Origin of the sequence: Brevibacillus formosus (assembly GCF_003013405.1) — a bacterium.
Classification (GTDB): Bacteria; Bacillota; Bacilli; order Brevibacillales; family Brevibacillaceae; genus Brevibacillus; species Brevibacillus formosus.
In genome coordinates this window covers 171,009-182,336 of sequence record NZ_PXZL01000038.1, presented here as the reverse complement: position 1 = coordinate 182,336, position 11,328 = coordinate 171,009, and the positions used below count along the sequence as shown (strand labels likewise).

Annotated in this window: 11 protein-coding genes; 3 read left to right on the top strand and 8 right to left on the bottom strand. The window is 48.6% G+C overall.

Annotated elements, in window-relative coordinates; genetic code table 11:
• Position 1: 1 nt before the first annotated feature.
• Positions 2-1,393: a glycosyltransferase family 4 protein gene (locus C7R91_RS27550; RefSeq protein WP_047071012.1), complete on the bottom strand. Its 1,392-nt coding sequence runs from the start codon at positions 1,391-1,393 to the stop codon at positions 2-4.
• Positions 1,394-1,603: 210 nt separating this feature from the next.
• Here C7R91_RS27550 and C7R91_RS27545 point away from each other — a divergent pair, with 210 nt between their 5' ends.
• On the top strand, positions 1,604-2,737 hold the full coding sequence (locus C7R91_RS27545; protein ID WP_047071010.1) for a glycosyltransferase: 1,134 nt from the start codon (positions 1,604-1,606) through the stop codon (positions 2,735-2,737).
• Between the two features lie 162 nt (positions 2,738-2,899).
• A complete protein-coding gene (locus tag C7R91_RS27540) occupies positions 2,900-3,727 on the top strand; it encodes a M55 family metallopeptidase (RefSeq protein ID WP_047071008.1) in 828 nt (275 codons plus the stop codon).
• A 392-nt stretch (positions 3,728-4,119) separates the two neighbouring features.
• On the opposite strand, the gene C7R91_RS27535 is transcribed toward C7R91_RS27540, so the two are convergent.
• The 6 genes from C7R91_RS27535 to C7R91_RS27510 form a co-directional block, all read right to left on the bottom strand.
• On the bottom strand, positions 4,120-4,320 hold the full coding sequence (locus C7R91_RS27535) for a cold-shock protein (RefSeq protein WP_012685372.1): 201 nt from the start codon (positions 4,318-4,320) through the stop codon (positions 4,120-4,122).
• A gap of 106 nt (positions 4,321-4,426) precedes the next feature.
• Complete coding sequence (locus tag C7R91_RS27530; RefSeq protein WP_047071004.1) at positions 4,427-5,194, bottom strand: DUF4179 domain-containing protein; 768 nt, start codon at positions 5,192-5,194, stop codon at positions 4,427-4,429.
• Complete coding sequence (locus tag C7R91_RS27525; RefSeq protein ID WP_047071002.1) at positions 5,173-5,760, bottom strand: sigma-70 family RNA polymerase sigma factor; 588 nt, start codon at positions 5,758-5,760, stop codon at positions 5,173-5,175. The genes C7R91_RS27530 and C7R91_RS27525 overlap by 22 nt, the downstream gene beginning before the upstream one ends.
• Positions 5,761-5,905: 145 nt before the next feature.
• Positions 5,906-7,204, bottom strand: coding sequence for a nucleotide sugar dehydrogenase (locus C7R91_RS27520; RefSeq protein ID WP_047071000.1), 1,299 nt, complete (start codon positions 7,202-7,204; stop codon positions 5,906-5,908).
• 281 nt (positions 7,205-7,485) lie between these two features.
• Positions 7,486-7,896, bottom strand: a complete 411-nt coding sequence (locus C7R91_RS27515) for a DUF350 domain-containing protein (protein ID WP_007728502.1) — start codon at positions 7,894-7,896, stop codon at positions 7,486-7,488.
• Positions 7,897-7,913: 17 nt separating this feature from the next.
• Complete coding sequence (locus C7R91_RS27510) at positions 7,914-10,271, bottom strand: endonuclease MutS2 (protein WP_047070998.1); 2,358 nt, start codon at positions 10,269-10,271, stop codon at positions 7,914-7,916.
• Between the two features lie 243 nt (positions 10,272-10,514).
• Here C7R91_RS27510 and C7R91_RS27505 point away from each other — a divergent pair, with 243 nt between their 5' ends.
• Positions 10,515-10,889, top strand: coding sequence for a phage holin family protein (locus C7R91_RS27505; RefSeq protein ID WP_047070996.1), 375 nt, complete (start codon positions 10,515-10,517; stop codon positions 10,887-10,889).
• 96 nt (positions 10,890-10,985) lie between these two features.
• Here C7R91_RS27505 and zapA read toward each other — a convergent pair whose 3' ends face one another.
• Positions 10,986-11,261: a cell division protein ZapA gene (gene zapA / locus C7R91_RS27500; protein WP_007728510.1), complete on the bottom strand. Its 276-nt coding sequence runs from the start codon at positions 11,259-11,261 to the stop codon at positions 10,986-10,988.
• Positions 11,262-11,328 lie beyond the last annotated feature (67 nt).

Genomic DNA, 11,328 nt, shown 5'->3' with positions numbered 1-11,328 from the left:
ACTAAACGGGGCCTTGACCATATTGGCTCCGGGGTTTTGCTGTCTTATTCTTTACCAGTTCATCCATCAATTGCGCCAGTTGCTTCGCCTGTTCACGGCGTTCGTACGGTTTCACACGCTCTGCAAAATCCGCTCCGCGTTCCTCGCTACCCGTTTGTCCTTGCGCTTTCCACTCCTGATACAGCCTCAGGTATGCTTGCTTGATTTCGTCTTTTTTCTCTGGATCGGCAACTTGTCCGAGACGGAAATCTTCAATGATCTCTGTCGCTTCGCCTCTTTTGTTCAGAGCAAGAATCGGGTTGCCAATTCCCATGTATTCGTAGAGCTTGCCCGGAATATATGCTCCGGCGTCAGCGGACACATCCCCGATCAGCAAGAGGGCATTCGCGCCTTTCATCAGTCCGAGCGCTTCTTTATGCGGCAGGTTCCCCAATACTCTAACGATGTCACCCAGCCCCAATGCTTCCACACAGTCGCGATTTTCGGAATAACCCGGATAATCGAACACCCCGGCAAAGCTGAGCAAAAGATCATTTCGGTCTACGGCTTTTTCATCGATGAGTTCCCGGATGGCTTGCAGGAGTAGTCGTGGGTTGCGCTTTTGATACAAAATACCTGCGTACACCGCATGAAACTTGTCCGGAACAGCATGGCTGGGCGCCAATCCTTGAAAATCAGCCTGATCAAACCCATTGTAGATTAGCTCCATCCGCTTGATGCGGTCCTGGTGCTTCTCGCGAAAATTATAGGCGAAGGTCGCAGTAACGGTCGTGATCGCATCCGCTTGGGACATCACCGCCTCCTCCATTCGCTCTTCCATGCGCTCTCGCCATTCGATGCCAGAGGTATGCATATTTTGCGTCCACGGGTCACGGAAATCCGCTACCCATTTGCAGCCAAACTCACGGGAAAGCTTTTTCGCAATTAAATGATTCGTTACTGGTCCCGATGTGGAAAAAATCACGTCGATCTTTTCACGGCGCATTATTTCTCGCCCCAGCTTGAGCGCATTTGGCATCCACAGGATTTGGTCGTCTGGAATCAACAAGTATGGCTTAACTTTTTTCAGCACATTGACGACTTGTTTTTTTACCTTCGCCTTGATCGAAGGCTGTGATGGTGCGGACGTCGTATTGGTACTTGCTGAAGCGGCTTGTCCCCCTCGATTCGGCAGCAGCTGCCACTCCTTCGCACGGTGAATAGTGACATCACTCGGAAGCTGTGCCAAAAGGGATGGATCGAGCGTCGCGTGATAGGCAGGATCTACCGTCAGCACATGGACATTCCAGCCAAACTCCCCCAAATATTTGGCCATTTTCAACGGTCTTGGCACGCCGCCTCCCCCAATAGGAGGAAATATGTAGCATATGATCAACACGTTGTGCGTATTCATTTACGTAACCGTCCTTCTCCATTTCAATTTTCCATCATCAACGATACCATAAGTGCTGTCTTATTGCGAATCTAGCAGGCATCTGCTATAGTGAAAATGGCTTTGTTTATAAGTGATCGTTCATTTTTCGGCACAACCCCTATTCGGTCGTGCCTCCATGTACATACCTCGGTAGAGGTTGTTTTTTAATTACGATTCGGGTGAATTCAGATGAGCAAATTACGAGTCCTCCACGTGATTGGCGGGGGGGAATTTGGCGGTGCTGAACAACATATTCTCAATTTGGTCACTACTTTTCCAGTCGACGAAGTAGAAATCGCAGTCGTATGCTTCTATGATTCTCTCTTCGCGCGTAAATTGCGGGAATCAGGCATCCAAGTCATTACACTGAATCAGTTCGGACGTTTTGACTTACGATTGCTACAGGCTCTGCGGAATGCCTTTTCCAGATTCCAGCCAGCGATCATTCATACGCATGGGATTAAAGCCAATTTCTTTTCCCGACTGGCAGCTCGCGGTATGAAGTTGCCTTTGCTGACCACCGTTCACAGCTCACTCCGTTATGATTATACAAGCTCCTTGGCCTATGCCATCGTCAGCATAATGGAAATGAGCACGAGACATTGGAACCGTCATTATATCGCGATCAGTGGTGCCATTGCCGATATTTTGCGGGGGCAGGGTGTTCGCTCGTCCGACATTAGCGTGATTTATAACGGAATGGACATGAAGCCTTATCGGCAAAACCATTTACGGGAGAATGACCGCAATCGACTGCGTGCGGAATGGAATATACCAGAGGACGCCTTTTTGTTCGGGACAGCAGCTCGCTTTGTTCCCGTTAAAGGTCTACCCATTCTACTCGATGCTTTTCATGCGCTTGTGGCGGACAAGAAAGAGGCCCCTTATCTCGTGTTGATCGGAGACGGCTCTGAACGTGCTGCGCTCGAAGCCAAGGTAAAAGAATTGGGGCTGGAATCGCTTGTTCGCTTTGCTGGATTTCGGCAAGATATTCCTGCGTGCTTGCATGCCTTAGATGGCTTTGTCCACTCTTCCTTGTACGAAGGGCTTGGCTATACGATTATCGAGGCAATGGCTTCGGAGGTTCCAGTCGTAGCAAGCAATGTCGGCGGTGTGAAAGAGTTTGTTTTCGATGGCGAGACGGGACTGATCGTTGAACCGGGAAATCCAGCTTTGTTGGCGCAAGCAATGGAACAGCTTCGGACTTCACCACAGTTGCGTGAGACCATGGTGAAAAACGCGCTGAACAAAGTAGAGTCCACTTTTACCATTCAAACCATGACCGAACAAATTGTTGCTCTTTATCGTACGTTACTGAAATGACGAAAAGCACGGTGAAACGCGAACAGCGGGCATCGTGCTTTTTTCATATGATTTGTTTGAAGAATCTGTTTTTATGGTTGCCTACTCATGATCAATCTGGTTACATATGTATTGGAACTATTTTGTATAGCAAGCTGCACCAGACAGAAAGGGTGAAATGAGATGAAACTATTTCTTTCGGTTGACATGGAAGGCATTTCAGGTATTGTGGATACGAGCTATATTAACCCGGCTTCGGGGGTTAACTATCAGCGCGGCCGCCAGTTTATGACGGATGATGCCAATGCGGTTATTGAAGCTGCACTTGAGTCTGGCGTAACGGAAATTGTGGTAGCAGACAGCCACAACACGATGAACAACATTCTCTGGGAAAAGCTCCATCCGAAAGCGAGACTGTTGGCAGGTTCTCCACGCGATTCATCCATGATGCAGGGAATCGATGAAAGCTTTGATGCAGCGATGTTTATCGGCTATCATACCCGCCAAGGGATTCCAGGCGTGCTTAGTCATACGATGTCCGGTGTGGTTCACAATATGTATATCAACGGACAAGTCGTGGGTGAGTTTGGCTTTAACGCCGCGATTGCGGGCATGCACAACGTTCCTGTTGTCATGGTGTCTGGTGATAATCTCATCGCCATCGAAGCACAGGAACTGATTCCAGGCATTCAAACAGCGATCGTGAAGGAAGCGGTATCCCGCACTGCTGCTATCTGTCTCTCGCGTGAAGAAGCGACCGCTGAACTGAAGCGCAAGACGGCCAATGCCTTGCGCAATCGGAACAACATCCAGCCATTCCGTACAGCTGTACCTGTAGAGCTGGCGATGGAATTCTCCCATGCAGGACAAGCCGAGATGGCCGCAATTGTCCCGGGAACGCGCTATGAAACAGCAACAAACACGGTTTACTACAATGCAGCCAATCCGCAAGATATGTACAAAACGATGCGCGCCATGCTGAATCTGGCGTCGGGTGCTGAGTTTTTTTAAAAAGGTAAGGGAGGAACGGAAGGGCTGAAATCAGTTCTTCCGTTCTTCTGTTATCTATTTCTGTTTGTTCGTATCTTTTTTTCATTTTTTATTTGTTTTCAGAAAATCAAAGCCACTGAGAAAGAAGTGAATTTCCAGTCCTAGCGCCTCTGGAGCCCAACTTAGCGTAGGAATGAATGGCGGGGGTTTTCAGCTTCAACCTCTGCAAATACCTCTTCGAGCCTTCTACTTTTGAAGCGCTCCCGCCATTCATTTCGGAGCGGACAGTCCCCCCCTCAGCAGGGCGTAGGCCGAAGCGTAGACTGGAAATTCACTTCTTTCCCCCACTGTAGCTACTCCTTAACAATAAAAAAAGCAGACCCATCACCTGAGTCTGCTTGTCGTTTCAGCTTTTATAATTTCCGAACGTTCGTCGCTTGAGGACCGCGTTGACCGTTTTCTACGTCAAACTCAACCTCTTGCCCTTCGTCCAAGGATTTGTACCCTTCGCCCTGAATAGCGGAGAAGTGAACGAATACGTCATCTCCACCATCACGCTCGATAAAACCGAAACCTTTTTCACTGTTGAACCACTTTACTCTTCCACGTTCCATTTTTGCCTCCTAGCATGTAACCCTTACATGACATTTGAAATATTGTCTTACCTCGGTTACTATTGCCATTTACGAGGCTTATTATACGTGACAGAACTTTTTTCTCCTACTTCGCAGCCTCTGTTGCTTCTTTGGCTTTGCTCTGGTCCACGATAAATTGTCCCTTCCAGTTGCCCTTTGTTTTGCCGATCCGGTTCACATCGATATTTAAGGTGAGTGGCTGTGGCAGCTTGAATCCATGCGTGGCGAAGGCAAGAACGCCCTCTGGCTTGTCATGATCGGCTATTCCAACCTCTACTTCCTTACCGGACTCGTCTGTTAAGTAGAAAGGCAAATAATCCTCTTTGCTGGTCCCGATAAAGTTGAGGACACTTGTTGTACCTTCCGAGCCTTTATCCTGGTACACAGGATTGCCATTTGCTTCGCCTACCACATCTAATCCTGTCGTATCGAATTCGAAAGGCACCAGTTCTCCATTTTGTTGTTCAATGCGATAGTGCAGCAGAACTTTGCTATCTTCCGCATATACTTCCGTAAAATGAATCGTAATCCCCTGATCGGTAATTTTTTGATCGATCGGAATGGACAACCCTTCTGCCGCTGCTCGCTTAACCTCTTCACCTACCAAACGGTTCAAGTCTTTTGGATTGTCTGCAAAATAAGAGGTTCCATTTAAAGCCGCATATACTCCAGTCGGCAGTATAATAGCAGCAACTAATCCCATCATAACTAATTTTTTCTTCATCGTTACAGGCTCCTTTTTTTCGTGATAGCGATGAAAGGACTGCCTGACACGCTGGTCGAGTTCATCAGGGATCGTGGTTTCGTCAATTTGCTTGGTGAGTGACTGTTTTATGATTTTTTCGATAGACATGTTTGGAGTTCCTCCTCATTCCATTCGACGTCAATCCACTCGCGGATTCGCTTTAATGCCAAATGATTTCTCGATTTTGCCGTCCCCACAGGTATTTGCAGCAGTTCGGCAATCTGATCGTACGTATAATCATAGTAATACCGATAAATCACGACGATCCGCAGCTTGAACGGCAGCTTTTGGATCGCTTGCTGCATTTCTGTGGCAGACTCCATCGCAAGCATTGGCTCATCCGGCGTTTCGACATGTTGCTCTTCTTCCAAGCTCTGTTTTCGTTCTAACAGACGGAATCTTCTCCAAATCTGTCTACGCCAGTTTTTCACCTGTCTAATGACAATCCCATTCACCCAGAAAAGAAACGGACGCTTGCGATCATAGGCAGGCAGTGATCTCCATAGCTGATAGTAAATTTCGCTTACAATATCATGAACATCTTCTTTATTCGTGACCATGGCTGCTACGGTACCATAAATTTTTGTCCGCGTCATGCTGTAGATCACCTCAAAAGCTTCTTGATCTCCATTAAGCAAACGGTCCAGCCACAGTTCTAACATTTGATCATTCATCGGAGGGCCCCCTGAAATTGTATACACCTTGTATTGGCTCTCTCGTTTTATATGGTTCACTACTTTATGAAAAAAACCTCTCCAAACGCTTTTACGTGCGTTTAGAGAGGTTTTGGCATTCAAATCAGTGGAACTTGTTTAAGAATTAAATGCGAATCACAGTCGCCTTGCTGACAAGGTCACGCGGGATGCGGTTCTTCGTATCGAAGAGGATCGGCGCATCAGCCATCGTTTCAGCAACATTCGCCCAATCTGCCTCTGCAAATTCCTTTTGCACAGCAGTCAGGAACAACGCATCTGCTCCATTCACTGCTTTGTCCAGACTGTCAACCTTGTGATCATACACAGTCGGAACAGCCGGATCGTAGGAACGAACGTCTACACCTTTTGCCATGAGCAGCTTGATCAGGTCGTGGACAGGGCTTACGCGGTCGTCATTGGAAAAGTCTTTCATCGCCATCCCCAATACAGCTACGCGGCTTCCTGCCAATGTCTTGCCATTTTTCTTCAAGGCTTCCTCGAGCATGCCAATCAACACCTCAGGGACTGCATCATTCGTGTTGCGAGCCAGTTGCAGAATCGGCAGGTTTACTTCCAATTCACGTGCCTTAGGCTGCAAGTAGTACAATGCATTCGGCAAGCAGAAGCCGCCTACACCCGGTCCTGGCGATAACAGGTTTACACGCGTGTGCGTATTGGCAACCTTGATCAGCTCGAACGTATCAATGCCAAATGCCTCGGAGAAACGAGCAAATTCCTGTACCATCGCAATGTTCACATCACGCTGGATGTTCTCGATGACTTTTGCTGTCTCGACTACACGGATATCTGTAATCGTGATGTCCGTCTCGCTGATGAAGGACAACAGCTCTTTTCCTTTTTCAGCGCTTTGTTCATTGATGCCACCCAGAACGAGCGGCATATGGATGAACTCTTCAAAAGCACGCCCTTCTGCAATTCGCTCCGAGCAATATGTCAGGTAGAAATCGACACCAGCAACAAGACCGCTTGTTTCCTCCAAAATCGGCAGAATCACGTCTTCTGTCGTTCCTGGTACGACGGTACTGCGGATCATGATGGTATCGCCTTTTTTCAGTACGCGACCGAGCGATTGCGCACAGCTTTTCAGCGGTCCGAGATCAGGATCGCCATTATGAACAGGCAATCCGACTGTTACAATATAGTTATGGACTTCCGCGGCAGCTTCCTCGTAGGAGGACGTTGCACGGAAACGTTTTGCTTCAATCTGCTCTTTGAGGATCTCTGGCAACGTTTTCCCCTGATAGGACTCCAGGTGATGGGAATGTGCCGCATTGATCTCATCGACGACATGCGGTAAGACGTCAATACCGATGACGTTTGCTCCTTTCATGGCATAGGTAAGCGCCAACGGCAAGCCTACAAACCCCAATCCCACAACAGCTACGCGTACAGGTTGAGTCATTGCGTATCTCCTCTTTCACATTCTCCAAGTAAGGTCCGAATGACTGTAGAAGTCACGCGGCCAACTTGCGTATATTTTTAGGACAGGTAGTAAACACCTGCAGCGATAAAAAGCACACACAATCCGATGAGGACCTTGTACAACGTTTCCAAGGCTGTTCCTCCCCCATACAATCTTGGCTTGTCCTCTTTTTCGTAAAAAGGACGTTGATTGGGCAGAATAGTTTGGTACTCTTTCGCCAAATCAAATTATACTCTCGTTTGAAATATCGTTCAACCCGTCTAACGAGGCAAGGATGCCCCTATGATATACGAAAAACCGATGGACAGGACCATCGCGATAAAACCAATGGCCCTGTTATCTTTTGCAATTTCCTGATCGACATTAAATGTAGGGGTCATGAATTCAAAAATGAAATAAGCAGATAACAACAGGAAAAATCCGAATGTCGCCCAAATCAACGCTTCGCCCAAAGACAAATGCGCCTGAATGGAATAACGGAAAATGTTCGCGATCCCAAAAATTTTCCCACCTGTTGCCATTGCTACTGCCATGTTCCCACGCTTCAATTCTTCCCATACACGATAACGCGTCACCAGTTCAAAAATGGCTAAGAATAAAACCATCGCCAGTCCAGACACAGTAAAATAAGCTGCAGTTGCAAAATATGGATTGTGCAGAAGGCTTTCCATATGTCCCTCCCGACCTCTTATTTCAATTCGGCAATGGTAGCCCCTACGCCGCCTTCTCCTTGACCACCTAAGCGGAAGGATTTTACATTACGATGATTTCTCAAATACTCGTGCACGCCTTTGCGCAGTACCCCTGTCCCGTGTCCGTGAATAATGGAGACCGAGTGCAAGCCTGCCAGCAGCGCATCATCTAAAAACTGATCGATTTCCCGAATGCTGTCCTCGACATTGTAGCCGCGCAAGTCGAGATCCATCTTGATATTGTCACTACGACGCTTCACAGAGGTGTACGGAGCTGCTTGCGGTTTTTGCTGGATGGAGTTTTGTACATGCATATCATCGCGCTTCACTTTCATTTTCATGATCCCGATCTGCACGAGGAATTCTTCATTGTTTACCTTTTCCAGCACGGTTCCTTTTTGTCCGAAGCTCGTCACCATTACCTCGTCGCCCACCTTGATCTGTGTGGCGCGAACTGCTTTTGCCGGCTTCTTCACCTTTTCCTTCTCCAGCTCAAGAACGGCATTGCCCAAGCGCTTCTTCGCATCGATGAGACGATGCTCCTTGATTTCCACGCCTTCTGCCATCATCTCGCGCAGCTCGCGAATGATCGTTTCGGCTTCTTCTTTTGCGAGTTGGACGGCAATTCGCGCTTCGTCTTCTGCTCGCTCCATTCGTTTGTTTTTCTCTTCTGCAAACTGCGCGCGCTCTTCTTCCAGCTGTCTACGCAGCACTTCCGCTTCCTCGCGTGCCGCTTTTGCCGCCAACCTGTCTGCTTCCGCCGACTTGCGATTGCGCTCCAGCGAAGCGATCATGCTCTCGACCTGATTGTCTTCCTCACTGATCGAGCCGCGCGCTACATCAATGATGTGCTCCGGCAATCCCAAGCGTCTTGCGATGGCAAAAGCGTTGGATCTGCCCGGCACCCCGATGAGCAAGCGATAAGTAGGACGGAGCGTCTGTACGTCAAATTCTACGCTGGCATTGATGACCTCGGGTCTATCGTAGGCGTACGCCTTCAATTCACTGTAGTGAGTCGTTGCAACCAATCTCGCACCGGAATCAATCACATGGTCGATGATGGACATGGCCAGAGCAGCACCCTCTGTCGGGTCTGTTCCTGCGCCTAGCTCGTCAAACAGAACCAAGCTCTTGTCGTCCATTTTCGCCAAGATTTGGATAATATTGGTCATATGGCTCGAGAATGTAGACAAACTCTGCTCGATGGATTGCTCATCTCCGATATCGGCAAAAACGGAGGAGAATACCGTCATCTCGCTCTCTTCCTCTGCCGGAATATGCAAGCCTGCCATCGTCATCAAGGACAGCAGTCCGATTGTTTTGAGGGAAACGGTTTTCCCCCCTGTATTCGGACCTGTCACAACAATCGCCTGATACTCTCCACCCAGCTCCACATCTACGGGAACGACGACTTCTCGTGGAATGAGGGGATGACGCGCTTTTCGCATGTTTACGTATCCGCGATCATTGATGCGTGGACAAATCGCCTTCATGCTCCAGGCAAGCTGAGCTTTGGCAAACATAAAATCGAGCTCTGTCAGTGCTTCTGTATTCTCGACCAAAGCCTCTACCGCAAAGGATACTTGCTCCGTCAACACATACAGAATGCGCTCCACTTCACGTTCCTCACGCAGGCGAAGCTCGCGAAGTTTGTTGTTCATCTCGACGATTACTTCCGGCTCGATAAAGAGCGTCGCCCCAGATGCCGACTGATCGTGAACAATTCCACCAAAAACAGAACGATACTCTTGCTTTACCGGAATGACGAAACGATCCCCACGAATCGTAACGATGTTTTCCATCAGCATTTTTTGGTAAGTAGACGAGCGTGTCATTTGATCGAGCTTTTCGCGAATGCGCGACTCGAGTTGTCTAATCTCCTGACGTACCTGACGCAGTTCAAGACTCGCGCTGTCCAGAATATCGCCGTTTTCATCAATACAGCGGCGAATTTCGGTTTCCAACTCGCGCAGGCCTTCGATACGCTCTGCCTGCTGTTGCAATAATGGCAGCTCGTGATCTTCACACATGTCGAGCAAAAACGTTTTGAGCCTGCGTCCGGCCATTACGGTGCTTGCGATATCCAGCAATTCCATAGGGGCGAGCATGGCGTTCAATCTGGCGCGTTGTACGGGCCCGCGGATATCGCGAATGCCTCCGAGAGGCACGCTGCCTTTTAGGCGTAACACGGTTGCTGCTTGTTCTGTCCCTTGCTGAGCGGTTATCACTTCATCCAAGCGTAAATAAGGAACAAGCTCTGCCGCTTTTTCTTTTCCATATGTGCAAGATGCCTTGTCAATCAACAGGGCGACTATTTTATCGTATTCTAACGTCTTTAAAACCCGTTGTTCCACTGTGCTCCTCCTTCTTTATCCAGCGGCGACCGTTGTACCGTGCGGGCGGGAGCGACGGTCTATACCGGCAATCATTACGATCTCCCCATTATAGCATGGCAGCGGAGCTTAGAAAACTTGGGCACCAGATAGCACCGGACAGGCACCACCGGCGAAGGATAATTTTACACGTTTTCGTTTGGCATAGTCCGACTCTTAGCGTGAGAGAATGAAAGGTGAAACAACCCTAAAGGAGGAGTACACTTGACGATCATGCGCCATATCGTTCGCTTTATCGTCGCTGCCGTAGTCCTGATGTTTGTCGGCTTTCTGGTCCCCGGCTTTTCGGTTAGCAGTTTTTGGACTGCACTGCTCGCGGCCGTTGTCATCGCACTAATTGGCTGGGCCGTAGAAGCCATTTTCGGTGATCGAATTTCGCCGTACAATCGTGGTATTATCGGCTTCTTGGTCAGTGCCGTCGTGATTTATCTCACTCAGTTCATCGTCTCCGGCTTCCGCGTAACGATTCTTGGAGCGCTTCTGGCTTCCTTGGTGATCGGGATCATCGACTTGTTTATCCCGATCAAAACCCATATGGATTTGCGCAATGGAGATGCCAGGAACAAGCAGGAGACATAGGCTGAATACGCCAAAGAGCCATCCCATTAAAAACGGGGTGGCTCTTCTCATTTTACCCACAACGTGAAAAGAGAGGCATTTAAGCCCCTCTTTTCCTTAATCTATCGGTTTAGCCTTTGCCTCTTCCTGAATGATTTTCAGCAGTTCTTCGTACTCCTGACGCAAGCGGAAGTATTCATCCGCGATATTGACTGCAGAAAGCACGGCAATTTTGGCAGTATCCAGTCGATGGTTGCCGTTTGCGATTTCGTTCATCTTGTCATCAACGAAACCGGCCACCATGCGTATGTGATTGACACTTGCCTTGCCACTGAGCCGGTATTGTTGGCCAAAGATGTCCACCGTCAAACGATTTTTCCCATCACCTTGCACGAGAGGTACCTCCCTACTGCGACCTTTGCTCTACATTATCCTTTTTTAGGTTACTGAAAATGTCAGA

Excerpts from the sequence above, each read along its gene's own strand:
- C7R91_RS27550 (WP_047071012.1), bottom strand. The coding sequence starts at position 1,393 with ATGAATACGCACAACGTGTTGATCATATGCTACATATTTCCTCCTATT.
- C7R91_RS27545 (WP_047071010.1), top strand. The coding sequence starts at position 1,604 with ATGAGCAAATTACGAGTCCTCCACGTGATTGGCGGGGGGGAATTTGGC.
- C7R91_RS27540 (WP_047071008.1), top strand. The coding sequence starts at position 2,900 with ATGAAACTATTTCTTTCGGTTGACATGGAAGGCATTTCAGGTATTGTG.
- C7R91_RS27535 (WP_012685372.1), bottom strand. The coding sequence starts at position 4,320 with ATGGAACGTGGAAGAGTAAAGTGGTTCAACAGTGAAAAAGGTTTCGGT.
- C7R91_RS27530 (WP_047071004.1), bottom strand. The coding sequence starts at position 5,194 with ATGTCTATCGAAAAAATCATAAAACAGTCACTCACCAAGCAAATTGAC.
- C7R91_RS27525 (WP_047071002.1), bottom strand. The coding sequence starts at position 5,760 with ATGAATGATCAAATGTTAGAACTGTGGCTGGACCGTTTGCTTAATGGA.
- C7R91_RS27520 (WP_047071000.1), bottom strand. The coding sequence starts at position 7,204 with ATGACTCAACCTGTACGCGTAGCTGTTGTGGGATTGGGGTTTGTAGGC.
- C7R91_RS27515 (WP_007728502.1), bottom strand. The coding sequence starts at position 7,896 with ATGGAAAGCCTTCTGCACAATCCATATTTTGCAACTGCAGCTTATTTT.